This window comes from Streptosporangium sp. NPDC049644, assembly GCF_040675205.1.
GTDB lineage: Bacteria > Actinomycetota > Actinomycetes > Streptosporangiales > Streptosporangiaceae > Streptosporangium > Streptosporangium fukuiense.
In genome coordinates, this window is record NZ_JBFAOJ010000095.1 from 1 (window position 1) to 23313 (window position 23313).

Consider the following 23313-nt stretch of genomic DNA (forward strand, 5'->3'; position numbering starts at 1 on the left):
GGCGAGACGCAGGCTACTTCATCCTCCCCGCAGGCGGCCGCAACCTCCTCCCCCCCCACGACCGGAGCGCCCGGCCCAACAACCGAACCCGCTCACCGATTGTCACAGTGTGCGTGAGAAACGCCGCCCCCCGAGCCTGGACCAGGCTCGCTCTCCCCCCTGCCGGTCCCGCCGCGCTCGCACTGCTCACGGCCGTGGTGCTGACGTCCGGCTGTGGCGAGACGCAGGCTCCTGCCTCCTCCCCGCAGGCGGCCGCCACCTCCTCCGCCCCCACGACCGGAGCGCCCGGCCCCGCCTCCTCCTCCAGCCCCGCGGCCACCCCCGAGCTCTTCGGCACCGAGTTCCAGGTCGCCCCCGAGCACGACTGGAGCAAGGGCGGCCCGCCTCCCTTCGAGGGTGTCCTGCGCGGCTGGCTCACCGACGTGGACGAGGGCGGCGTGGCCGAGTACCGGCCGATCCGCTTCACCCAGAGCGGCGGCGAGGACGGTCACTTCGACGGCCCCGAGGAAGGCGACGTGACCCGTTATGCGGCGCCCATCGCCGAGGACGTGCTGTTCCTCGCCGACAGTGGCTGCGATGGCTCGTCGCAGACCTACGACAAGGCCACCAACCTCGGCACCGAGAGATGCACCCGCCAGGCGTTGATCGACAACGTCAAGGAGGCGGCGTCCCTGGCCGGGGTGGAGGCCTCTACCGGCCGGCCCTGATCACCACGGAGAACGGCAGGATCACCAAGGTTGTCGAGATCTTCTGGCAGGGCGGCGGCTGATCCGGCCCGCCGAGCCCGGTGCCCGCGCGTCGCTCGCACCCGGCGGCGATCCGAGTCCGAGACGCGTCCGCGCTTAGCCGCTCACAGCCCGGGGCATAAGCCGTACGACCGAAAACCCCATGATCCCTCCCACGAGAGGGGTTCGGCGAATAGTGTGAGGCAATGGATCGTCGCATCTTCGGGCTTGAGAACGAGTACGGCGTCACCTGCACATTCAGGGGGCAGCGGCGGCTGTCACCCGACGAGGTAGCGCGTTATCTATTCCGCCGTGTCGTCTCCTGGGGCCGATCGAGCAACGTCTTCCTCCGCAACGGGGCACGTCTGTATCTCGACGTGGGCAGCCACCCCGAGTACGCCACCCCCGAGTGCGACAACGTCGTGGAGCTCGTCACCCACGACAAGGCGGGCGAGCGCATACTGGAGGGTCTCCTCGTCGACGCCGAGAAGCGTCTTCGCGAGGAGGGCATCGCCGGCGACATCTACCTGTTCAAGAACAACACCGACTCCGCGGGAAACTCATACGGCTGCCACGAGAACTACCTGGTGGGCCGGCACGGCGAGTTCGGCCGCCTGGCCGACGTGCTGATCCCGTTCCTGGTCACCCGGCAGATCATCTGCGGGGCCGGCAAGGTGCTGCAGACCCCGCGCGGTGCGGTCTACTGCGTCTCCCAGCGGGCCGAGCACATCTGGGAGGGCGTCTCCAGCGCCACCACCAGGTCGCGCCCGATCATCAACACCCGTGACGAGCCGCACGCCGACGCCGAGCGGTTCCGCCGCCTGCACGTCATCGTCGGCGACTCCAACATGAGCGAGACGACCATGCTGCTCAAGGTCGGTGCCACCGACCTGGTGCTGCGCATGATCGAGGCGGGCACCGTGATGCGTGACCTGTCCCTGGAGAACCCGATCAGGGCCATCCGGGAGGTCTCCCACGACATGACCGGGCGGCGGCGGGTCCGGCTGGCCAACGGCAGGGAGGCGTCCTCGCTGGAGATACAGGAGGAGTACCTCTCCAAGGCCCGTGACTTCGTCGACCGCCGCGGCGGCGACGAGATCAGCCAGCGGGTGCTGGAACTGTGGGAGCGCACGCTCAACGCGGTCGAGACCGGCAATCTCGACAAGGTGGCCCGCGAGATCGACTGGGTGACCAAGTACCAGCTGATCGAGCGCTACCGCAAGAAGTACGACCTCCCGCTGTCGAGCCCCCGGGTCGCCCAGCTCGACCTCGCCTATCACGACGTGCACCGCCGCCGTGGCCTGTTCTACCTGCTGCAGAAGCGTGGCGCGGTGGAGCGGGTGGCCTCCGATCTGAAGATCTTCGAGGCCAAGTCGGTGCCGCCGCAGACCACCCGTGCCCGGCTGCGCGGGGAGTTCATCCGCAAGGCGCAGGAGAAGCGCCGTGACTTCACGGTCGACTGGGTGCACCTGAAGCTCAACGACCAGGCGCAGCGCACGGTGCTGTGCAAGGACCCCTTCCGCAGTGTCGACGAGAGGGTGGACAAGCTCATCGCCGGAATGTGATGGTCACGCTTCGGCAAGCTCCTTCCATGCTTACCTCCTCCGTATGCCGGTACGGGTAGTGTGGCGCGAACCTGACGTCTGCTTGAGGGATACCTATGCGCCGCCGCAGCATGGCCGTACTGGCCGCAGTGCCTCTGATGTTCGCCGCAGCATGCGGCTCGGGAGGGGACACGGCCACCGGCGCCTCCAGCCCCGCCGGCAGCGGAGCCACCGAGCTAAAGGTGACCGGGGAGATCGGCGCCAAGCCGAACGTGGTCTTCCCGGCCAAGGTCGTGGAGACCTCCTCCTACAAGGTGCTCACCCCCGGCACCGCGGGGGAGACCGCCAAGCCCGGCACCAACGTGGTGGCCAACTTCACGGTCTTCGCCTGGGACGGCAAGGAGAACAAGCTCGCCGGCTCGACCTACGACGAGGGCGGCCCGCAGGTCATCACGCTCAACGAGCAGGTTCCGGAGATCCTCAGAAAGGGCTTCGCCGAGACCAAGGGCGGCGGCAGGTTCCTGTCCGTCGTCGCCAAGGACGCGCTGCCCAAGGAGCAGCAGGCGCAGGCCCCCGCGGGCCAGTCGCAGGTCTTCGTGGTCGACGTGGTCGGCGTCCCCGAGGGGAACGCGGCCCAGGGCACCGCGACCGACCCCGGCCTCGCCGGCGTCAAGGTGGAGAACCCCGGGGGCGAGACCGCGCCGAAGCTCACCACCAAGACCAAGGAGAAGGCGCCCAAGGAACTCGTCGCCAAGACCGTGATCAAGGGCGCCGGGCCCGAGGTCAAGTCCGGTCAGTCGATCCTGGTCCAGTACGCCGGGAAGATCTGGGGTTCGGACGTCGAGTTCGACAGCAGTTGGTCCCGCGGTGGCCAGCCGATCATGTTCCAGATCGGCACCGGCAAGGTCATCAAGGGCTGGGACCAGGGTCTGGTCGGCGTCCCAGTGGGCAGCCGGGTGCTGCTGAGCATCCCGCCGGACCTCGGTTACGGGAAGGCGGGCTCCGGCGACAAGATCAAGGGAACCGACACCCTGGTCTTCCTGGTCGACGTGCTGGCCGCTTACTGACGCTCCCTGAGGAGCGACTCACCCCCGAACCCGGCCGTGCGTGCACGGCCGGGTTCGCGTTTTCCGATTGCGATCTTCAGCTACTGACAATTCTCCCAATAGGGCGTTAGGGTTGGCTCAGCCACCGGCCCCGGGAGTTCGGATGCGTCCCACGGCACTGCTCGCCGCGCTTTCGCTTGTGCTGGTCACCGCCTGTGCCTCCGGCGACGGGCAGACGGGGCCGGAGGTCGAGGTGCTCGGGAGCTTCGGTGACAGGCCCACCGTGCGCTTTCCCGAGGGCGCGCCCTCCGGCGGCTTGAAATTCACCGAGCTGATGACGGGCACCGGCGCGGAGATCGGGGGGAACGACCTGGTCGTCGCCCAGTACACCGCACACGTGTGGGACGGCAAGGACAACCGCCTGCTGGCCTCCAGCTTCAACCAGGGCGCCCCGGCGTCCTTTCCGCTGAACCAGACGATCACCGGTGTGGGCAAGGCCCTGCGCGGCCACAAGGTCGGCAGCCGGGTGGTCGTCGCGGTTCCGCCGGAGGAGGCGTACGGTCCCAACCCGCCCGGCGGGATGACCGTCGAGGACGAGCTGTTCTACGTGGTCGACGTGCTCGGCGCGTTCCCGCCCGGCGCCGCCGCGAAGGGCGGGGGCGGGGTTCTCGACGGGGTCAGGGTCACCGGAACCTCCGGCGGGCGCCCGGTCATCTCCCTGCCGGACACCGCGCCGCCCGCCGACCTGAGGAGCAAGATCCTCGTCCGGGGCGCCGGGGCCGAGACCCGTGCGGGACAGCTCGTCGTCACCCAGTACGAGAGCAGGGTCTGGGGCAAGGACGTCTCCGACTCCACCTGGGCGGCTGGGCACCCCAAGGCCTTCCAGATCGGCAAGGGCCGCGTCATCGCGGGCTGGGACCGGGCTCTGGTCGGCGTCCCGGTGGGCAGCCGGGTCCTGATGGTCGTCCCGCCCGGGTTCGGCTACGAGAACGGCCTGCCGCCGTCCGTCGAACCCGGCGAGACGCTCGTCTTCGTCGTCGACGTGCTGGCCGCCTACTGATCCGTGCGCCGGACGCGACCTTCGCCGCCCCCGCCTACAATCCGGGCTGTGAGCGGTGATGACCTCGACAAGGTGGCGGTACTGCATGACCCGGTGCGCCGGGCCGTCTACGACTATGTGACCTCCTGTGGCAGGGAGGTGGGGCGCAACGAGACGGCCGGGGCGGTGGGGATCCAGCGGACTCTGGCCGCCTTCCACCTCGACAAACTTGTCGAGGCCGGTCTGCTCGACGCGGGCTTCAGACGGCTGACGGAGCGGACGGGACCCGGCAGCGGCCGGCCGGCGAAGGTCTATCACAGGGCGCGGGGGGAGTGGCAGGTCAGCGTGCCCGCCAGGGACTACCGAACGCTCGCCCTGGTACTGGCCGAGGCGGTCGAGTCGCTCGGCGGGGAGGAGCGGGCCGAGCAGGTCGCGCGACGGGCCGGGGCCGGGTTGGCGCGCCAGGACGATGATCTCGTCGGGGCGCTGCGGCGGGGCGGCTACGAGCCGTACGAGGAGGAGGGCAGGGTGCGGCTGCGCAACTGCCCGTTCCACGTGCCGGCCGAGGAGCATCCGCTGCTGGTCTGCTCGGTGAACCTGGGGCTGTGCCGAGGGCTGCTGGAGGCGCTCGGCCAGGACGCCTCGGCGGCCCGTCTGGATCCGCGCCCGGAGGAGTGTTGCGTCACCTTCTCTAAAAATAATGAGAATTGACATAGAAGGGTCGGGGGTGATCTGCTGTGCTCATGCATCTGGCCCAACTGAACATCGCCCATATGCGCGCTCCCGTCGACTCTTCGGAGCTGGCCGCCTTCGTCGCCGGTCTCGACCCCATCAACCGGCTGGCCGAGGCGGCTCCCGGCTTCGTCTGGAGACTCAAGGGCGGTGACGCCCCCGAGGACACGGTCAAGCACGACCACGGTGACCACCTGCTGGTCAACCTCTCGGTCTGGGAGTCGCGCGAGGCGCTGTGGGACTACGTCTACCGCAGCGGCCACCTGGAGTTCCTGCAGCGGCGCAGGGAGTGGTTCCTGCGCATGGCGGAGCCGTCCTCGGTGATGTGGTGGATTCCCGAGGGGCACGAGCCGAGGCTGGCCGAGGGGATGGAACGCCTGGAGCGGTTCAGGAGGGAAGGCCCCACGTCTGAGGCCTTCACCTTCAAGGATTTCTACGACAGCAGCGAGGCGGTGTGGCGTCCGGCGGCGGCCGAGGCCAGGAAGTAGGCCAGGTCCTCGTCCAGGCCGCGGCCCATCGTCGACAGCCTGACCGGAGACTCCCGCAACGCCGCGTACAGCCCGTCCACCGGCACCTCGACCAGCTCGTGCCGCGCGGCGAGCGGGCGCGACTGCTCGGTCACCCGCCTGCCGAAGTCGCCGGGCAGCACGGGCACGGCGATCTGGGCGGGGGCCAGCGCCACCCGCCCGTAGGCGGTCAGCGAGTGGTGTGAGACCCCGATGTGGCGCTCGCGCAGGTCGCCCTCGCTGACCCGCAGCGCCGCGACCGGGCGGCCCCCGAGGACGGCGGCGGCGTTGACCGCCTCGCCGGCCGAGACGCCGGAGAAGCCCCAGCGGGTGCCGCTGCCCAGATTGCCCGGCCCCTGGGTGACGACCGCGACGTCGGCCCCCAGGACGTGCCGGGCCGCCAGCAGGCCGGTGTGCGGCGTCACCGCCTCCACGTCGCCGCCGAAGGCCTGGCCCACCGTGACCACCCCGCACAGCCAGCCGGCCTCCCGCAGCCGCGCGCACGACATGGAGAACCAGGCGGGCAGCGCGCCCCCGTCGAGCATCACGTAGGCGACCCTGGCGGGCCGGTGCCCGCCGGACTCCCCGGTACGCGGCGGATTCGAGCCGTACAGGCCGCAGAGAATCGCCGGCAGGGCCGAGTGCAGGTCGGCGACGATCACCGGCATGCCGTCCACGGAGTCGGCGTCACGCAGGAGGTGGTGGAAGGGCGAGTCCTGCTCGTCCGCGCCTAGTACGGTGGTCTGCAACGGGGTGTAGCGTGCCTTCACCAGGTGTCCGGGACCTTGAGGATCTTGTGGCAATCGGTCGGGAACAGCCACCACCATGGCGTAACCTCCCGTACCGAGACCCATCGCGAGCGCGGTCGTGTTGAGCAGCACCACGTCACCGGGCTCCGGGCGTCCCACCAGGGCCGGGTAGGCGAGCGCGCGCGCCTCACCGTCCTCGGTGGTCACGTCGAGTTCCATTGCCCCCGGCCATTCGCGCCGGATCCGTACGACCTCGCCCCTGCGCCATCTGATCACGGGGGAAGGGTAGCGTCACTTGAACAGGGAGGAGGCCGGATGTCGCGTCGGAAGACCGAGCGGCTGCTCAATCTCGTGATCTGCCTGCTGGCCACGCGGCGGCCGCTCAGCGCCGAGCACATCCGCCAGGCGGTGCCGGGCTACGACGCCGACAACGACGAGGCCTTCCAGCGGATGTTCGAGCGGGACAAGAACGAGCTGCGTGAGATCGGTATCCCGATCGAGGTCCACAAGGACCCCTGGGAGGAGGATCCCGGCTACCGGATCGTCCGCCAGGCCTACGAGCTGCCGGAGATCACTCTGGAGCCGGACGAGGCTGCGGTGGTGGGTCTGGCGGCCCAGGTGTGGCAACGGGCCAGTCTGGCCGAGGCGGCCAGTGGCGCGCTGCTGAAACTGCGTGCCGGGGGCGTGGAGACCGACGAGGCGTACGGGGTGCTCGGCGGAGCGCTGGAGTTGCGCGTCGACACCCAGGATCCCGCCTTTCCCGCGCTCTGGGAGGCCGTGCGTGACCGGCGGGCGGTCCGCTTCGCCTACCGGGCGGCGGCCAGCCAGAACGTGCTGACCCGCACCGTGGAGCCGTGGGGCGTGGTCAGCCGCCGCGGCCGCTGGTACATGGTAGGCCACGACCGTGACCGGGACGCGCCGCGGGTCTTCAGGCTCAGCCGGATCGGCGGGGCGGTCACCACCGTCGGCCGCCCGGGCTCCGTGGTGGTGCCCGAGGGCGTCGACATCAAGTCCATGGTCGTCTACAGCGACGCCGCGGTCCGGGAGCGTACCGCTCTCGTCCGGGTCAGGCAGGACACCTGCCAGGGGCTGCGCCAGGTGGCGAAGGCGGTGCGGCCCGCCGGCGACGGATGGGACGAGCTGGAGGTCGACTTCACCGATCCCGGCCGGCTGGCCGGGTGGATCGTGGGCTTTGCCGCCGACGCGGAGGTGGTCGGCCCGCCGGACGCCCGCGACGCGGTGATCTGCCGCCTGAAGGGAGCACTCGCGTGAGCACCGCCGATCGCCTGCCCAGGTTGCTGGCGCTGGTGCCCTACCTGATGTCGCACCCCGGGGCACAGGTGCCCGAGGTCGCGAAGATCTTCGGCCTGAGCGAGAAGCAGCTCATCGACGACCTGCAGCTGGTGTGGATGTGCGGGCTGCCCGGTCACACCCCCGGCGACCTGATCGACGTGTCGTGGGACGGCGGAGAGATCGTCATCGACAACGCCGACACCATCGCCCGCCCGCTGCGGCTGGGGGTGGACGAGGCCAGCGCCCTGCTGGTCGCGCTGCGCCTGCTCGCCGAGATGCCGGAGTTCGGCGAGCGCGACGCGCTGGCCCGGGTCATCGCCAAGTTCGAGCAGGCCTCGGGCGAGGGCGCGGCGGCGGTCAGCAGCCAGGTCGCGGTGGAGGTCGACGCCGCGCCCGACGCGCTGCCCAGCGTCAACGAGGCGCTGCGGCGCGGTAGGCGGCTGTCGCTGCGCTACTACGTGCCGGGGCGCGACGAGATCACCCCGCGCGAGGTCGATCCGATGCGCCTGGTCGTCGTGGACGGCCGTCCCTACCTGTCGGGCTGGTGCTACCGGGCCGAGGCGGTCCGGCTGTTCCGGCTGGACCGGATGCTCTCCGTAGACGTGCTGGACGTGCCCGCCGACCCGCCCGCCGACGCCGTGCCGGACGAGGTGACGCCCGGGGTGTTCCGGCCCTCGCCGACCGACGAGCTGGTGGAGCTGGAGCTGACCGCCGCGGGCCGCTGGGTCGCCGAGTACTACCCGTGCGAGCGGGTCACCGAGCTCGGCGAGGGCCGCGTGCGGGTGGCGCTGCGGGCCAGGGACCGGGGCTGGGTGATACGCCTGGCGCTGCGCCTGGGCGACACCGGCAGGGTGATCTCGCCCGCCTCGCTGGACGCGAGCGTGCGCGCCGCCGCGACGGCCGCGCTGAATCGTTACGAATCGATCTTCTGACGTGCGGTACTAGGATCTCCCACCATGAGCTGGATCATCGCCGCGCTCTCGCTGGCCCTCGTGGGGCTGGGAATCCTCGGGTTTCTGGCCGTTCGCGTACTGCGCGCGGCCACCGAACTCGGCCGCGAGATCGACCGCGCGCACGGGAGCCTGGAGCCCGTCCGGGTGCTGTTCGGCGAGAGCGGGGGGACGATACGTGTTCCGAAGGGGTGAGTCTGTCCTCGGGGCAGCGTACGATCGGATGCAGAGAATGCACGTCGTTCGGCGTAAGGATGTGTAATGCCAAACCTCGGACCCACTGAGCTGATCATCATCGGCTTGATCCTGGTGCTGCTTTTCGGCGCCAAGAAGTTGCCGGAAGCCGCCCGCGGGCTCGGCCGGTCGCTGCGCATCTTCAAGTCGGAGACCGCCAAGCTCCGCGATGACGACGAGGCCAACGGCACGACCACCACGGTCGTCCAGGCCCATGCCCAGCCCGCCGCCCCGGCACCGCAGCCGATCCCGGCCACGACTTCGACGCCGGCCTCCGCGCTGAGCGCCGAGGAGCAGGCCCGCCAGCTTGAGGAGCAGGCGGCCAGGCTGCGAGCCCAGGCTGGGGCGCCCAAGACGCAGTGATCGACGGTTGCCTGAGGATCTACCCCGATCAACCCCGACTCGTCACCCCAGGATTCGTGAATGGCGCTGCTGAAGTGGCCTAAACCGGGCCGGAACGGGGCGGAACCGCCCGCTGACTCTGGCGACGGTCGCATGCCGCTCATGGAGCACCTGCGCGAGCTGCGCAACCGGCTGATCATCGCCATGCTCGGCCTGCTCGCGGGCATCGTGGTTGGTTTCATCTTCTTTGGCCCGATCTGGCAGTTCGTGTCCGCCCCTTACTGCGGGCTTCCCCAGGCGCAGGAGTTGCGGCCCGGACAGTGCACGATGCTGATCCTCGGCGTCTTCGACTCCTTCTTCGTGAACCTCAAGGTCGCGGCGATGTTCGGTCTCGTCGTCTCCTCACCGATCTGGCTCTGGCAGATCTGGGGTTTCGTCACCCCCGGCCTGTACCGCAACGAGAAGCGCTACTCGATCCTGTTCATCATGCTGGCCGTCCCGCTGTTCCTCGCGGGGGCGGCTCTGGCCTACTTCGTGATGGACACGGGGCTGTCGATCCTGCTCGGGTTCGCCCCGCCGGGAACGCTGACCGGCATCACGATCGACGAGTACCTCAGCTACGCGCTGATCATGCTCATCGTGTTCGGCATCTCCTTCGAACTGCCGCTGCTCATGGTGTTCCTGAACATCATCGGGGTGCTGCCGCACGCGCTGGTGGCCAAGCACCGTCGCATGGTCATCTTTCTCATGTTCGTCTTCGGAGCGGTCGCCACCCCCGGCGGCGACCCGTTCACGATGATCGCGCTCGCCCTGCCGATGGTGCTGCTGTTCGCCCTGGCCGAGGGGTTCATGTACCTGCGGGAGAAGAGGCAGCCGAAGGGCGAGGACTTCTCCCACCTCTCCGACGACGAGGCCTCCTCGCTCGACGACGACGCCTCGCCCCTGGGCGACGTGGCGCCCGTCGGCGATCCGGCTTCTATCGATTCGAGAACGACCGACACCGATCCCAGTAAATAGGGGATAAGTTCCGGTCTGTGCCCGCAGAGATCGCAGTCCTCGTCAATCCAGCCGCCCGTGGCGGCCGTTCACGGGGACTGCTCTCCCCGGTGCTCGACCGATTGCGGCAGGGGGGTCGCGAGGTCTCGGTGATCCTCGGAGACTCCGCCGCCGACGCCCTGGACCGCGCCTGTATGGCCGTGGCCGAGGAACCGGAGGCGCTGGTGGCCTTCGGCGGTGACGGCCTGGTGCACCTGGCGGTCCAGGCGGTCGCGGGCAGCGGCGTGCCGCTGGGCGTCATCCCGGTGGGCACCGGCAACGACATCGCGGGCGCGCTCGGCATCCCGCTGAAGGCGCCCCTGGCCGCCGCCGACACCGTGCTGCGCGGGCGGGTGCGCACCGTCGACGCCGCGAAGGTGGGCGAGGACGAGTGGTTCGCCGGGGTGGTGGCCTGCGGCTTCGACTCCCGGGTCAACGAGCGGGCCAACCAGATGACCTGGCCGCCCGGCATGGCCAAGTACCTGGTCGCCCTCGCCGAGGAACTGCGCTCCTTCCGGCCCATCCCGTTCCGGATCGACCTGGACGGTGAGATCGTCGAGCGGGAGGCCATGCTGGTCGCGGTCGGCAACACCCGCTCGTACGGCGCGGGCATGCGCGTGTGCCCCGATGCCGTGCCCGACGACGGCCTGCTGGACGTGACGATCCTCGGCGCCGTCCCTCGGGGGGAGTTTCTGCGTGCCTTTCCCCGCGTCTACCGGGGCTCGCACGCGAGCCACCCCGCCGTCACCATGCACCGCGCCCGAAGGGTACGGCTGGAGGCCCCCGGAGTGATCGCCTACGCCGACGGCGAGCGGGTCGGCCCCACCCCACTGACCTGCGAGATCGTTCCCGGAGCGCTGGCGGTCCTGGTTTAGGGCGGCTCCGCCCGCGCGATCGGCCGGACCGCCGGTAAAAAGGGGGACGGACCGGAATCCCGATATCGGTAGGCTGAGAGGTATGACGACCCCAGCGGAACGATACGCTGCCTTCCGTCAGAGCCAGGCTGAGAGCGGGCCGGCGCTGACCTCGTTCCGCGGCCTGTACGACTTCAAGCTGGACGACTTCCAGATCGACGCCTGCCGGGCGCTGGAGGCGGGCGACGGAGTCCTCGTGGCGGCCCCCACCGGCTCGGGAAAGACGGTCGTCGGCGAGTTCGCCGTGCACCTGGCCCTGGCGGAGGGCCGCAAGTGCTTCTACACCACCCCGATCAAGGCGCTGTCCAACCAGAAGTACAACGACCTGGTCAGGCGGTACGGCGCGACCAAGGTGGGCCTGCTCACCGGTGACAACAGCGTCAACGGTGAGGCTCCCATCGTCGTCATGACGACCGAGGTGCTGCGCAACATGCTCTACGCCGGCTCCGGCACCCTGGCGGGGCTCGGATTCGTCGTCATGGACGAGGTCCACTACCTCGCCGACCGGTTCCGCGGCGCGGTCTGGGAAGAGGTGATCATCCACCTGCCCGAGTCGGTGCGGCTGGTCGCCCTGTCCGCCACGGTCAGCAACGCCGAGGAGTTCGGCGAGTGGATGGGAGAGGTCCGCGGCGACACCAGCGTCATCGTCGACGAGCACCGCCCGGTCCCGCTCTGGCAGCACATGCTCGTCGGCAACCGCATCTACGACCTGTTCGTCACCGGCGACGAGGATCGTCGTCCCCAGATCAATCCCAACCTGCTGCGCATCGCCAGGGACGAGGAGCGCCAGGCGTACGGCAGGGGCCGCCGTGGCTACCCGCGGCCCCGCAGGAGCGGCCCGCCGGACCGGGCCGCGGCCATCGAGCGCCTGGACGCCGACGCCCTGCTGCCCGCGATCACGTTCATCTTCTCCAGGGCCGGTTGCGACGCCGCCGTCATGCAGTGCCTGCACGACGGCATCCGGCTCACCACCGACGCCGAGCGCCACGAGATCCGCCAGATCGTCGACGAGCGCACCGCGCATCTGCCCGACGAGGACCTGGCCGTGCTCGGCTACCTCGAGTGGCGCGACGCCCTGGAGCGGGGTCTGGCCGCCCATCACGCGGGCATGCTCCCGGCCTTCAAGGAGGTCGTCGAGGAGCTGTTCACCCGCGGCCTCGTCAAGGCCGTGTTCGCCACCGAGACCCTCGCGCTGGGCATCAACATGCCCGCCCGCTCCGTGGTGATCGAGAAGCTCGACAAGTGGAACGGCGAGACCCACGCCGACCTCACTCCCGGCGAGTACACCCAGCTCACCGGGCGAGCCGGGCGCCGCGGCATCGACGTGGAGGGCCACGCGGTGGTCCAGTGGCAACCGGGAACCGACCCCCTCCAGGTCGCCGGCCTGGCCAGTACCCGCACCTACCCGCTGCGCTCCAGCTTCCGTCCCTCGTACAACATGGCGGTCAACCTGGTCGGCCAGGTGGGCAGGGAGCGGGCCAGGACGCTGCTGGAGTCCTCGTTCGCGCAGTTCCAGGCCGACCGGGCCGTGGTGGGCATCGCCAAGCAGGTGCGCCGGGCCGAGGAGGCCCTGGAGGGCTACCGCCAGGCGATGACCTGCCATCTGGGCGACTTCGAGGAGTACGCCGCGATGCGCAGGGCACTGTCCGACAGGGAGGCCGAGCTGTCACGCCAGCGCGGCGCGGCCCGCAGGACGCAGGCGCTGCGCTCGCTGGAGGCGCTCAAGCCCGGCGACATCATCAGGATTCCCGGCGGACGTCGCGCCGGCCTGGCCGTCGTTCTCGACCCCGGCCTCAACTCCCGGGGCGAGGGCCCGTCCCCGCTGGTGCTGACCATCGGCAAGCAGGTCAAGAAGCTGTCGCCGGCCGACTTCCCCGTCCCGGTCGAACCGGTCGAGCATCTGCGCATCCCGAAGAACTTCAACGCCCGCTCGCCGAAGGAACGGGCCAACCTGGTCTCCTCGGTACACGCCAAGATCGGCGACCGGGACTTCGGCAAGCCCGTCAGGGCGCGCGACCATGCCACCGAGGACGAGGAGATCACCCGCCTGCGCCGGGAGATCCGCCGGCACCCCTGCCACGGGTGCGACGAGCGCGAGGACCACGCCCGCTGGGCCGAGCGCTACCACAAGCTGCTCCGCGAGACCGAGGGGCTGCGCCGCCGGGTCGAGGGCCGTTCCCACGTCATCGCCCGCACCTTCGACAAGGTCTGCGGGGTGCTCGACCAGCTCGGCTACCTCGACGGTGAGAGCGTCACGACCGAGGGCCGCCGCCTGGCCCAGCTCTACACCGAGCTGGACCTGCTGACCGCCGAGTGCCTGCGCGCCGGGCTCTGGAACGACCTGGACCCGGCCGAGCTGGCCGCGTGCGTCTCCTCGCTGGTCTTCGAGTCCAGACAGGCCGACGACGCCCGCCAGCCCAGGATTCCCGCGGGCGGCGCGCAGCAGACGCTGGCCGACATGGTCCGTCTCTGGAGTGAGCTGGAGTCGATCGAGAGCGACCACGGCCTGTCGTTCATCAGGGAACCCGACTTCGGCTTCGCCTGGGCGGCCTTCCGCTGGGCCAGGGGCCACACCCTGGACTCCGTGCTCCGAGACGGCGCCGGCGGCGCGGAGCTGGCAGCGGGAGACTTCGTACGCTGGATGAAGCAGCTGCTCGACCTTCTCGGCCAGATCTCCACTGCCGCCCCGGCCGGGAGCAAGGTCAAGCAGAACGCGAGCAAGGCGATGGACGCGCTGCGTCGCGGGGTGGTGGCCTACTCGTCCCTGGCCTGAGCCAGGCCGTGCGGGGGGGCGTGCCGGGCATGGCTGGTTTCCCGGGCGAGGCGCGGTCAGGCCAGGCTGAAGCGGACCTCGCGGGTGGTCGGGTCGGCGCGCGTCAGCCGCACGCGCACACTCCTGCCCAGCCCGAGCCCTTCGCCGTCGCAGCGGGCCACCACCGCCGGATCGGTGAGCTGTACCTGGCCCCACGGCCGGTCCTCGGCCACGTCGATCACCACCGCGTCGAACGTCTGGCCCACCCGCTCGCGGAGCACGAAGGCCTCCACCAGGTCCACGCACGCCCGCTCGACGCCGTTCACGCGCCGCCCGGTGGTGTGCATGATCTCCGGCAGCTCGTCCATGGCCTCCTGGACGTCCTGCGGCACCGGCTCGCCCGCCGCGATGGCCAGGCAGATCTCCGTGGCGTAGCGGTCGATGAGCCGGCGCAGCGGCGCGGTCACATGCGCGTACGGCGCGCCCACCGCGGCGTGCTCCGCCTGCGAGGGGGGCTCGCCGTTGAAGGCCACGTAACCGGCGCCGCGCAGCAGCACCGTCGACTCCTGCAGGAACGCGGCCTGCTCGGGAATCTTCGGGTCGAGGGCGTGCACGACGTCGCCGTACCCCGCGCCCTCCGGCCAGGGCACGCCGAGTGCCGCGGCCACCCTGCGGACCTGGGCGACTCTCTCGGCGGGGGCGGGCGGCAGCACCCGCAGCAGGCCGATCTCGGCGTCCAGCATCATCGAGGCGGCGGCCATGCCCGTCAGCAGCGAGATCTGTGCGTTCCACGCCTCGGCCTCCAGCGGGGCGCGCAGCTCCAGCCGGTAGCCGTCCCCGTCCGGAACGACCTCCTGGTCGGGGGTGGGCAGCGTGACGCCGCCGCTGGTCCGCTCCAGGGCGAGCCTGAGCCGGCCGATCTCGGCCAGCAGCCGCAGCGTGCCGTCGGCGGTGCCGGTGTCGATCGCGGCCTGCGCGTAGTCGTAGTCGAGCCGCTCGCGGCTGCGTACCAGCGCCCTGGTCACGTCCGCGCCCACGATCCGGCCCTCCGCGTCGAGGTCGACGCACCACAGCGCGGTGGGCCTGGTCACGCCCGGCAGCAGGCTGGCGGCGGCCTCCGACAGCAGCGGCGGGTGCAGCGGCACGCGCCCGTCGGGCATGTAGACCGTCTCGCCCCGGGTGCGGGCCTCGGCGTCGATCGCCCCGCCGGGCCTGACGAACGCCCCGACATCGGCGATGGCGTACCAGACGCGGTAGCCGCCGGGCCGTTCCTCCAGGTGCACGGCCTGGTCGAGGTCCATCGCACCCGGAGGGTCGATGGTGATCAGTGGCAGGTCGGTCCGGTCCAGCCGGGGCAGGGTGGGCACCTCGGCGACCCACTCGGCCTCGTCGACCACCGCCCGGGGAAATCCCTCGGGCAGCTTCATCTCACGGCGGATCCGTTCGAAACCGTCGTCGAGCCGGGGGTGGGACTCTCCGGGGACCCGGATGCTCTTGTGAGGCACAGGGAGCAACCTACCGGCTTGCGGCGGTCCCGCCCTACCGACTAGGGCGAAATGGTCAGATCGGACATTCGGCGGACGGGTCAGAGCGCGGAGGTCAGGCGTTCCAGCGGCCCGCCCAGGCCGTAGCGCTCGCTCAGCGCCGTCAGGGTGTCCGGGTCGCGGGGCTTGGCCGGGAGCGTGAGGTCGGCTTCGGGCAGGGGCGTGTCGCGGGCGACCCGGACCACCTCGGGGGCCACCCGCAGGTAGTCGCGGGCGGCCGACAGCCTGGCACGCTGCCCCGAGGTCAGGTCGCCGTCCCCGTCGACGGCGCGTAGCAGCGCCTCCAGGGAGCCGAACCGGGTGATCAGAGCCGCTGCGGTCTTGTCGCCCACCCCCGGCACGCCCGGCAGGCCGTCACTGGGGTCACCGCGCAGGGTGGCGAAGTCGGCGTAGGAGCGGCCGGGGATGCCGTACTTCTCGGCGACGACGACCTCGTCGACCACCTGGAGGTTCTTGACTCCTCTGGCGGTGTAGAGAACGCGAACCGGCCGGGAGTCGTCGACCAGCTGGAACAGGTCGCGGTCACCGGTGACGACGTCGACCTGGCCGCTCGCCCGTGCGGTGAGCGTGCCCATCACGTCGTCGGCCTCGTAGCCGGGCACGCCGATGCGGGCGATGCCCACCGCGTCGAGCACCTGCTCGATCACCGGCACCTGCGGGACGAGCGTGTCCGGAGTCTCCTCGGCACCGCCCTCGGCGACCCGGTGGGTCTTATACGTGGGGATGGCCGCCACCCGGAAGGCGGGGCGCCAGTCGGCGTCCATGCAGGCCACGAGCTCGTGGGGAGAGTACTGGCGGACCAGCATGGCGATCATGTCGATGACGCCGCGCACCGCGTTGACGGGCATGCCATCGGGCGAGGTCATCGACTCGGGAATCCCGTAGAAGGCGCGGTAGTACAGCGACGGGGTGTCAAGAAGCATCAGGCCGGGCATGGCGACCATTTAACCAATCAGCCGAGCACCCCGATGGCCAGAACACAGGTGTCATCCTCGGGATTGGGGCCGCCGATCACCTCGATGAGCTGATCGAGCCCGTCGTTCGGATCCCCCCTCAGCAGGGCCGCGGCCTCCATGGTCAGTGCCAGGCCCTCGTCGATGTCCCGGGTGCGCCGCTCCACCAGCCCGTCGGTGAAGAGCAGCAGCAGGTCGTCCTCCCGCAGTTCGACCCCGGCCAGCTCGTACGGCTCGTCGGGGGTGGCGCCCAGCAACACTCCGGCCGGCGGGGCGAGCTGGGTGGCGGTCCCCTCGCGGACCAGGATCGGTGCCGGGTGCCCGGCCTGTCCCCAGGTGAACATCCTGGTGGCCGGGTCGAGGTGGCCGACGATCGTGGTCGCCGTCGTCTCCGGCATCCGGTGCAGCACGAGGTCGTTGAGCCAGGCCAGCAGCCGGTCGGGGGAGTGGCCGGTCATCGCGAGGCCGACCAGGGCGTGCCGCAGCTGGGCCATCTGGGAGATCGCGGGCATCCCGTGCCCGGCCACGTCGCCGATGGCCAGCAGCACCCTGTCGTCGGGCAGGGGAACGGCGTCGTACCAGTCGCCGCCGAGGCTGGGCTTGGCGTCCGCCGCCACATAGCGGACCGCGATGCGCGCGTGCGGCAGGTCGATGGTCTCTCCCAGGCCGGGCATTATCGCCTCGCGCAGCGCGAGGCTCATGTGGTGTTCCTCCTCGGCCTGTTCGCGGACGCGGAGCAGCTTGCTCCGCGACTCGGACATGATGCGCTCGGCGCGACGTCGGCAGGTGATGTCCTGGACGACACCGTGCACGGCGGCGTGACCGCCGGTCACGACGGGGTCGAGCACGGCGCGAAGGTGGCGGAGCTCGCCGTGGCGGCGGATGCGGAACTCGACCTCCCCGGGTTCGGCCTGGTGCATGACGGACCACAGGCGCAGATCGAGGTCGGCCCGGTCGGTCGCCTCGACGTGGCCGGCCAGATCGCGCAGGTGAATCGGGCCGTCGCCGGGATCCCGGCCGAATATGGTGTACATCTGATCGGACCAGATGGACTCTCCGGTCTGGAGATTCCACTCGGTCCAGCCCATATCGCCCAGGCGTTCCGCGTGCGCCAGGCGGGTGTTGAGGAGTTGCCGCTCCACGGCCATGTGCTCGTCCGGTTCGTCTCGCAACCGCTGCGCCATCTCAGCGGCGATCGACGGAGCCGGACCGGTCACCTGGTCGTTTCGTGGGGGGAGGGGGGGCTGGTGGCCGCCCACTACGCCGACCATGTAGCTCGCTCTCGAAATGTATAGCTTTGCGGATATTTTGCCAACAAAATGTGATCGTACTTCAACGGATTGTAGTGGCGGGGTTGCCCTCGTGCCTTCCTTTCCCTGAGTTTCGGTCCCGGGGCCGCTCCCGGATGCATCGCCGCTTCGCCCGGGATTAGATTGGTCGGTGTGACGACGGACTCCTCTGATCTTTATCCTGTGACCCGGCTGGAGGCCGCCCGCGAGGCCGCCGCGACCGCCGGGCTCGACGCGCTGCTGCTCACGCCAGGCCCGGACCTGCGCTACGTGACCGGTTATGAGGCGCTGCCGCTGGAGCGGCTCACCTGCCTGGTGCTCCCGGTCGTGGGTGAGGCCTTCCTGATGGTGCCCCGCCTGGAGTTGCCCGCCGCCGAACACTCTCCGGCGTCCAGGCTCGGCGTGGAGTTCGTCCCCTGGGACGAGACCGACGACCCGTACGCGGTCGTCGGCAGGCGTTTGGGCGCGGTTGGAAAGGTGGGCCTCGCCGACCGGATGTGGGCGATGCAGTCGCTGCGCCTGCGCGATGCGATCCCCGGAGCCGAGCAGGTGCTCGCCGGGACGGTCCTGCGCGGGCTACGGATGCGCAAGAGCCCGGCCGAGGTGGCGGCGCTGCGCGAGGCGGGCGCCGCGATCGACGCCGTCCACGCCCAGGTGCCAGGCTTCCTGCGGGCCGGCCGGACCGAGCGGGAGATCGGCAGGGACATCGCCGAGGCGATCATCGCGGCCGGGCACTCCACCGTCGACTTCGTCATCGTCGGTTCCGGTCCCAACGGTGCCAGCCCGCACCACGAGCTGTCGGACCGGATCGTCAGGGAGCGCGAGCCGATCGTGGTCGACATCGGGGGGCAGATGCCCGACGGCTACTGCTCGGACTCCACCCGCGTCTATGCCATCGGCGAGCCTCCGGCGGGCTTCCTGAAGTACTACGAGGTGCTCAGGCACGCCCAGCAGGCGGCCTGCGACGCGGTGCGTCCCGGGGTGCCGTGCGAGGCGATCGACACCGCCGCGCGAGACGTGATCGCGGCCGAGGGGTACGGCGACTACTTCATCCACCGCACCGGCCACGGCATCGGCCTGGAGACCCACGAGGAGCCCTACATCGTCGCGGGCAACGCCGAGCCGCTGGCGCCCGGTTTCGCCTTCTCCGTCGAGCCGGGCATCTACCTGCCCGGGGCACACGGCGCCCGCATCGAGGACATCCTCGTCTGCACGGAGGAGGGCGGCGAGCGGGTCAACCACCGCACTCGCGAGCTCGTGGTCGTCTGACGGGTGCTCCGGCAGGTCCCCGTCCGGCCCCCGCCCGGCCGTGCCGTGGCGATCGCGCCCCGGGACGCTCCGCGGGCCGAGGAGATCACCGGGGCCACCCGCCCGAGCCTTCGTCACAACCCGGCTAGAGCCCGTACGTCTCCAGCAGCCGCAGCCAGATCTCGCTGACGGTGGGGAAGGACGGCACGGCGTGCCAGAGCCGGTCGAGGGTCACCTCGGCGGTGACGGCGATCGTCGCGGCGTGCAGCAGCTCGCCCACGGCCGGGCCGACGAAGGTCACCCCCAGCAGAACGCGGCGCCGCTCGTCCACCACCGCCTTGGCCATGCCGCGGTAGCCGTCGCCCTGCAGGTAGGCTCCCGACACCCTGCCCAGGTCGTACTCGACCACGCGGACGTCGAACCCCTCGCCGCGGGCCTGGGCCTCGGTCCGGCCGACCGCGCACACCTGGGGGTCGGTGAAGACGACCTGCGGCGCGCCGTAGCCGTCCGCCATGTCGCGCAGTCCTGGCAGGTCGTCGGGCTCGCCCTTGGCTCGCGCCGCGATGACGTCGCCACACAGTCGTGCCTGGTACTTGCCCATGTGGGTGAGCAGGGCACGGCCGTTGACGTCGCCCACCGCGTACAGCCGGCCGTCGGGGACGCCGGTCGCGCGCATGCTGTCGTCGACCTCCACCGAGCGCCCGGCCTCCAGGCCGACGCTCTCCAGGCCCAGGTCGCCGGTCGCGGGACGCCTACCGGTGGCCACCAGCAGTTCGTCCGCCTCGACGGGCGGGCCCTCGGACAGGTGGAGGGTGACCGGGCCTCCCGGCCGGGGCCGCTCGACCTTCGTCACCTGGACGCCCTCGCGCACCGTGATGCCCGCCTCGGCGAACGAGGCGGCCACCAGTTCCCCGGCGAACGGCTCCATCCTGCCGAGCAGCCCGCCGCGTGCCAGCACCGTCGTCTCTCTCGCGCCGAGTCCGTGCATGGCCTGGGCCATCTCGCAGGCCACCACGCCGCCGCCCAGCACGGCCAGCCGCTCGGGGACGCTCCTGGCCGCCGTCACCTCATGGCTGGTCCACGGCCTGGCCTCGGCCAGGCCGTGAATCGGCGGGACGAGTGCGTCGCTGCCGGTGGCCAGCACGACCGCGTGCCTGGCGGTCAGGGTGCGGACCGAGCCGTCCTCCGCGCTCACCGTGACCCGTCCTGGGCCGTCCAGCCGCCCGTGACCGCGGACGAACTCCACGGGCACGCTCCTGATCCACTCGACCTGGCCGCTGTCGTCCAGGTGGGACACCGCCTCGTCGCGCCGGGCGAGCACGGCGGCGGTGTCGATCGGGCCCAGCGTCAGGCCCGGTACCCGGGCGACCTCGGCGGCCAGCTCCACCGGGCGCAGCAGCGCCTTGCTGGGGATGCACGCCCAGTACGAGCACTCGCCACCGGCCAGGCGCCTCTCGACGATCGCGGCGGTCAGCCCTCCCCTGACCGCGCGGTCGGCGACGTTCTCGCCCGCGGGGCCCGCGCCCACAACCACCACGTCGAACTCGTCGGACACGACTTACCTCCCAGGCCGAACCGGTCATGGACCCGTACCGCTCCCATGGCGCGGGTCGTACCAGCTTCGCACCCTCCGGTCCGGGCCGGAGACACACGCGGGGCTCCGGCGAGGCGCGACTCTCTCCTTCGCGTCGAGAGGCGCGGCCTGACCGGTGATCCCGGCCATCGGTCCCACTGGTCCCGGTCACGGCGGGAGCCGCGGGACAACGCCTGGCGGCGGGCGGGGCCGTTCCGCGCGCGGGTGTGGGGACCGGCCCGTCAGCGGCGGCGTCCGCGAGCCTTCAGGGCGGTCAGGGGAAGTTCGGGAGCGGGCAGCGGGATGGCGCCGCCGGGCACCGTGCCGAACTCCTCGCCCTCCATCCACTCCTGCCGGAACCGGGCGATCTCCTCGTGGCTGCGGCCGACGAAGTTCCACCACATGACGATCCGCTCCTCGAACGGCTCGCCGCCGATGAGCAGCAGCCGACCGGCGTCCTCGGCCCCCATGGTCAGTGCCGAGCGCCCGCCGCCCAGGTAGAGCAGCGGCCCGGGGTCCAGGTCCGTCTCGTCGACCCGCACGGTGCCGGACAGGGCCAGCACGGCGTACTCGAAGCCGGGCCGGAGCGGGACGGAGATCGCCGCGCCGGCCTCCAGCCGCACCTCGGCCCCGACCAGCGGGGTGTGCACCGTCGCCGGCGACCTGACGCCGCCCAACTCGCCCATGATGACGGTCACCCCGGCGCCCGGCAGGGTCAGCTCGGGCAGCACCGGGTGGTGCTCGAAGGCCGGGGCCGCCCCGCGGGCGGCCGAGGGGAGAGCCACCCACAGCTGGACTCCGTGCAGGGCGGCCTCGGCGGCCGACTCCTCGGAGTGGGAGATGGCACGCCCCGCGGTCATCAGGTTGAGCTGGCCCGGTCTGATCAGCTGCTCGCTACCGACGCTGTCGCGGTGCAGGATCTCGCCGGCCATGAGCCAGCTGACGGTCTGCAGCCCGGTGTGCGGGTGCGGAGGGACGCTCATCGTCGTCTTCTCCGGGCCGTAGTGGTCGACGAAGCACCAGGCGCCGACCATTCTGACGTCCCGGTTCGGCAGGGTTCTGGTGACCTTCATCGCCCGCGGGCCGCCCAGCACCACGCCCCTGCCGGCCAGCAGTTCGGTCACCGGCTCCGCCGAGACGTCCGCGAGGCCACCGCAGGCCGATTCCCGCGGATCCGTTTCCAGGTTGCTCATCTCGCGACTTTACGTTCCGATCCGGCCGCCACGGGAATCGGGCTTGAGGTCGCCCGTGGTTGGGACCGTGCCGTGACATCCGGACGGTGCGTGTGCTCTCCGGTGCCGTTACCGTTTACGGGATGGAGGAGATCGACCGCTGTATCGTCACGTTGCTGGCCAGAGATGGCCGGATGAGCTTCACCGATCTCGCCAGGGAGACCGGGTTGTCGGTGTCGGCGGTGCACCAGCGGGTGCGCAGGCTGGAGAAGCGCGGGGTGCTGCGGGGTTACGCGGCGCTGGTCGACTACGACGCCGTCGGGCTGCCGCTCACCGCGTTCGTGTCCATCAAGCCGATCGATCCGGCCGCCGCCGACGACGCCCCGGAACGGCTGGCCCACCTGAGCGCCGTCGAGGCGTGCCACAGCGTGGCCGGGGACGAGAGCTACATTCTCAAGGTCCGGGTGGCCTCGCCGATCGCGCTCGAGGAACTGCTGAACCAGATCCGCACCGCCGCCAACGTCTCCACCCGCACCACGGTCGTGCTCAGCACGCCGTACGAGCACCGTCCTCCGGAGCCGGTCGGCACGGAGGCCGGTAAGCCCGACGAGCGCGCCTGAGCCCGGGAGGCGCAGGCTACTAAATGCCGATTTGCCGGGCATGGGGTAGTTAATCCAAGCTGAACGGGTGTCAGCCAGGAAGATCATTATTGACTGTGACCCGGGGATCGACGACGCCCTGGCGCTCGCCCTCGCTCACGGGAGCCCCGACCTGGAGGTCCTGGGGATCACCACGGTCGGCGGCAACGTCGACCTGGCCAGGACCACGGACAACGCGCTGCGGCTCCGCGAGTTCCTGGGGTTCGGCGACGTGCCGGTCACCGCGGGCAGCGCGGGAGCCCTGCTGCGCGCCCGGGTGGACGCGGCCGACGTGCACGGCGGCTCCGGTCTCGGGGACGCGCTGCTGCCTCCGGCGACGCTCCCGCCGGCCGCGGGGCACGCCGTCGACTTCATCGTCGAGACGCTCAGGGCCGACCCGGGCGAGGTGACCCTGGTCGCCATGGGCCCGCTGACCAACGTGGCGCTCGCGGTGCTCAGGGAGCCGAGAATCGTCGGCTGGGCGCGGGGGCTCACGATCCTCGGCGGATCGTACACCCGGGGCAACTTCTCTCCGGCGGCCGAGTTCAACATCGCCGCCGACCCGGAGGCCGCCGCGATCGTCTTCGGCGCGGGCTGGACGGTGACCATGATCGGCCTTGACGTGAGCCGTGCCGCCATGGCCACGGAGGCGGTGGCGGCCCGAATGGCGGCCATGGGCAGGCTCGGCGCCGACCTGCTCATCCCGTGCGTGCGGTTCTACGGCATGATCACCGCCGACGGCGGGCCCGCGATCCACGACGCCTGCGCGGTCGCCCACCTGATCGACCCGTCGCTGATCACCCTGGAACCCGCGGTCGTCGACGTCGAGACGGCGGGCCGCTTCACCTCGGGGATGACCGTGACCGACTTCGACCTCCGGGGCCGCGCCCCCAACGCGCTGGTCGGCACCTCGCTCGACGTCGGCCGCTTCTGGGACCTGCTGCTGGCCGTCTACGCGCGGGTCGCGGAGTCGATCGAGCGCGGGGGGAAGCGCGTCGGACACTGACCGGGAGACCTCCGGCGGGTGCCCGGTCC

22 protein-coding genes are annotated in these 23313 nt (G+C 71.0%); 16 read left to right on the forward strand and 6 right to left on the reverse strand.

The annotated features are described in order from the left end of the window. Positions 1–113 precede the first annotated feature (113 nt). From AB0J58_RS35755 to AB0J58_RS35780, 6 genes are all read left to right on the forward strand, one after another. Positions 114–707, forward strand: coding sequence for a hypothetical protein (locus tag AB0J58_RS35755; RefSeq protein ID WP_364224218.1), 594 nt, complete (start codon positions 114–116; stop codon positions 705–707). A 224-nt stretch (positions 708–931) separates the two neighbouring features. Further along, positions 932–2290, forward strand: coding sequence for a Pup--protein ligase (gene pafA, locus AB0J58_RS35760; RefSeq protein WP_343961190.1), 1359 nt, complete (start codon positions 932–934; stop codon positions 2288–2290). Positions 2291–2385: 95 nt separating this feature from the next. Beyond that, positions 2386–3336: an FKBP-type peptidyl-prolyl cis-trans isomerase gene (locus AB0J58_RS35765; protein ID WP_364224220.1), complete on the forward strand. Its 951-nt coding sequence runs from the start codon at positions 2386–2388 to the stop codon at positions 3334–3336. 142 nt (positions 3337–3478) lie between these two features. Then, on the forward strand, positions 3479–4375 hold the full coding sequence (locus AB0J58_RS35770) for an FKBP-type peptidyl-prolyl cis-trans isomerase (protein WP_364224222.1): 897 nt from the start codon (positions 3479–3481) through the stop codon (positions 4373–4375). Between the two features lie 48 nt (positions 4376–4423). Continuing rightward, a complete protein-coding gene (locus AB0J58_RS35775) occupies positions 4424–5065 on the forward strand; it encodes a transcriptional regulator (protein ID WP_364224224.1) in 642 nt (213 codons plus the stop codon). 32 nt (positions 5066–5097) lie between these two features. Continuing rightward, positions 5098–5574, forward strand: coding sequence for a DUF3291 domain-containing protein (locus AB0J58_RS35780; protein WP_364224226.1), 477 nt, complete (start codon positions 5098–5100; stop codon positions 5572–5574). Here the strand turns inward: AB0J58_RS35780 and AB0J58_RS35785 are convergent. Continuing rightward, complete coding sequence (locus tag AB0J58_RS35785; protein ID WP_343961201.1) at positions 5520–6617, reverse strand: DUF3866 family protein; 1098 nt, start codon at positions 6615–6617, stop codon at positions 5520–5522. The two genes, AB0J58_RS35780 and AB0J58_RS35785, sit on opposite strands and share 55 nt — an antisense overlap. 39 nt (positions 6618–6656) lie before the next feature. Between AB0J58_RS35785 and AB0J58_RS35790 the strand changes: the two genes are divergently transcribed. The 7 genes from AB0J58_RS35790 (at position 6657) to AB0J58_RS35820 (ending at position 13882) form a co-directional block, all read left to right on the forward strand. Next, positions 6657–7613: a WYL domain-containing protein gene (locus AB0J58_RS35790; protein WP_364224228.1), complete on the forward strand. Its 957-nt coding sequence runs from the start codon at positions 6657–6659 to the stop codon at positions 7611–7613. Further along, entirely contained in the window at positions 7610–8566 is a 957-nt protein-coding gene (locus tag AB0J58_RS35795; RefSeq protein WP_364224230.1) for a WYL domain-containing protein, read from the forward strand. The genes AB0J58_RS35790 and AB0J58_RS35795 overlap by 4 nt, the downstream gene beginning before the upstream one ends. 24 nt (positions 8567–8590) lie before the next feature. Then, positions 8591–8779 carry a hypothetical protein gene (locus AB0J58_RS35800; protein ID WP_343961207.1) on the forward strand — a complete coding sequence of 63 codons (189 nt, stop codon included), beginning with the start codon at positions 8591–8593 and terminating at the stop codon, positions 8777–8779. Positions 8780–8845: 66 nt separating this feature from the next. After that, complete coding sequence (gene tatA, locus AB0J58_RS35805; RefSeq protein WP_364224232.1) at positions 8846–9181, forward strand: Sec-independent protein translocase subunit TatA; 336 nt, start codon at positions 8846–8848, stop codon at positions 9179–9181. A 141-nt stretch (positions 9182–9322) separates the two neighbouring features. Then, complete coding sequence (gene tatC, locus AB0J58_RS35810; RefSeq protein WP_364224234.1) at positions 9323–10177, forward strand: twin-arginine translocase subunit TatC; 855 nt, start codon at positions 9323–9325, stop codon at positions 10175–10177. Between the two features lie 17 nt (positions 10178–10194). Then, positions 10195–11070 (forward strand): YegS/Rv2252/BmrU family lipid kinase, encoded by an 876-nt coding sequence (locus tag AB0J58_RS35815; RefSeq protein ID WP_364224236.1) that lies wholly within the window; start codon positions 10195–10197, stop codon positions 11068–11070. Positions 11071–11152: 82 nt separating this feature from the next. Continuing rightward, the gene (locus AB0J58_RS35820) at positions 11153–13882 is read left to right on the forward strand and encodes a DEAD/DEAH box helicase (RefSeq protein WP_364224238.1); all 2730 of its coding nucleotides are present in this window, start codon (positions 11153–11155) and stop codon (positions 13880–13882) included. A gap of 56 nt (positions 13883–13938) precedes the next feature. Here the strand turns inward: AB0J58_RS35820 and AB0J58_RS35825 are convergent, their stop codons facing one another. The 3 genes from AB0J58_RS35825 to AB0J58_RS35835 all read right to left on the reverse strand — a co-directional run bounded on the left by AB0J58_RS35825 (position 13939) and on the right by AB0J58_RS35835 (position 17575). After that, a complete protein-coding gene (locus AB0J58_RS35825; RefSeq protein ID WP_364224240.1) occupies positions 13939–15366 on the reverse strand; it encodes an RNB domain-containing ribonuclease in 1428 nt (475 codons plus the stop codon). A gap of 80 nt (positions 15367–15446) precedes the next feature. Next, positions 15447–16328, reverse strand: coding sequence for a 5'-3' exonuclease (locus tag AB0J58_RS35830; RefSeq protein ID WP_364224242.1), 882 nt, complete (start codon positions 16326–16328; stop codon positions 15447–15449). A 29-nt stretch (positions 16329–16357) separates the two neighbouring features. After that, entirely contained in the window at positions 16358–17575 is a 1218-nt protein-coding gene (locus AB0J58_RS35835) for a SpoIIE family protein phosphatase (RefSeq protein ID WP_364224244.1), read from the reverse strand. Positions 17576–17830: 255 nt separating this feature from the next. Here AB0J58_RS35835 and AB0J58_RS35840 point away from each other — a divergent pair, with 255 nt between their 5' ends. Beyond that, on the forward strand, positions 17831–18916 hold the full coding sequence (locus AB0J58_RS35840) for a Xaa-Pro peptidase family protein (RefSeq protein WP_364224246.1): 1086 nt from the start codon (positions 17831–17833) through the stop codon (positions 18914–18916). 124 nt (positions 18917–19040) lie between these two features. Here the strand turns inward: AB0J58_RS35840 and AB0J58_RS35845 are convergent, their stop codons facing one another. Together AB0J58_RS35845 and AB0J58_RS35850 are read right to left on the reverse strand one after the other, a co-directional pair. Beyond that, positions 19041–20450 (reverse strand): NAD(P)/FAD-dependent oxidoreductase, encoded by a 1410-nt coding sequence (locus AB0J58_RS35845; RefSeq protein ID WP_364224248.1) that lies wholly within the window; start codon positions 20448–20450, stop codon positions 19041–19043. A 260-nt stretch (positions 20451–20710) separates the two neighbouring features. Next, positions 20711–21661: a pirin family protein gene (locus AB0J58_RS35850; RefSeq protein WP_364224250.1), complete on the reverse strand. Its 951-nt coding sequence runs from the start codon at positions 21659–21661 to the stop codon at positions 20711–20713. A gap of 122 nt (positions 21662–21783) precedes the next feature. Between AB0J58_RS35850 and AB0J58_RS35855 the strand changes: the two genes are divergently transcribed. Together AB0J58_RS35855 and AB0J58_RS35860 are read left to right on the forward strand one after the other, a co-directional pair. Continuing rightward, on the forward strand, positions 21784–22260 hold the full coding sequence (locus tag AB0J58_RS35855) for an Lrp/AsnC family transcriptional regulator (protein ID WP_364224252.1): 477 nt from the start codon (positions 21784–21786) through the stop codon (positions 22258–22260). A gap of 67 nt (positions 22261–22327) precedes the next feature. Beyond that, on the forward strand, positions 22328–23284 hold the full coding sequence (locus tag AB0J58_RS35860) for a nucleoside hydrolase (RefSeq protein ID WP_364224254.1): 957 nt from the start codon (positions 22328–22330) through the stop codon (positions 23282–23284). Positions 23285–23313: the final 29 nt, after the last annotated feature.

Bases quoted from the DNA above. Each gene is read 5' to 3' on its own strand.
- AB0J58_RS35820 (WP_364224238.1), top strand. From the start codon at position 11,153: ATGACGACCCCAGCGGAACGATACGCTGCCTTCCGTCAGAGCCAGGCT.
- AB0J58_RS35790 (WP_364224228.1), top strand. From the start codon at position 6,657: ATGTCGCGTCGGAAGACCGAGCGGCTGCTCAATCTCGTGATCTGCCTG.
- AB0J58_RS35765 (WP_364224220.1), top strand. From the start codon at position 2,386: ATGCGCCGCCGCAGCATGGCCGTACTGGCCGCAGTGCCTCTGATGTTC.
- AB0J58_RS35800 (WP_343961207.1), top strand. From the start codon at position 8,591: ATGAGCTGGATCATCGCCGCGCTCTCGCTGGCCCTCGTGGGGCTGGGA.
- AB0J58_RS35850 (WP_364224250.1), bottom strand. From the start codon at position 21,661: ATGAGCAACCTGGAAACGGATCCGCGGGAATCGGCCTGCGGTGGCCTC.
- AB0J58_RS35855 (WP_364224252.1), top strand. From the start codon at position 21,784: ATGGAGGAGATCGACCGCTGTATCGTCACGTTGCTGGCCAGAGATGGC.
- tatC (WP_364224234.1), top strand. From the start codon at position 9,323: ATGGAGCACCTGCGCGAGCTGCGCAACCGGCTGATCATCGCCATGCTC.
- tatA (WP_364224232.1), top strand. From the start codon at position 8,846: ATGCCAAACCTCGGACCCACTGAGCTGATCATCATCGGCTTGATCCTG.
- pafA (WP_343961190.1), top strand. From the start codon at position 932: ATGGATCGTCGCATCTTCGGGCTTGAGAACGAGTACGGCGTCACCTGC.
- AB0J58_RS35770 (WP_364224222.1), top strand. From the start codon at position 3,479: ATGCGTCCCACGGCACTGCTCGCCGCGCTTTCGCTTGTGCTGGTCACC.
- AB0J58_RS35780 (WP_364224226.1), top strand. From the start codon at position 5,098: ATGCATCTGGCCCAACTGAACATCGCCCATATGCGCGCTCCCGTCGAC.
- AB0J58_RS35830 (WP_364224242.1), bottom strand. From the start codon at position 16,328: ATGCTTCTTGACACCCCGTCGCTGTACTACCGCGCCTTCTACGGGATT.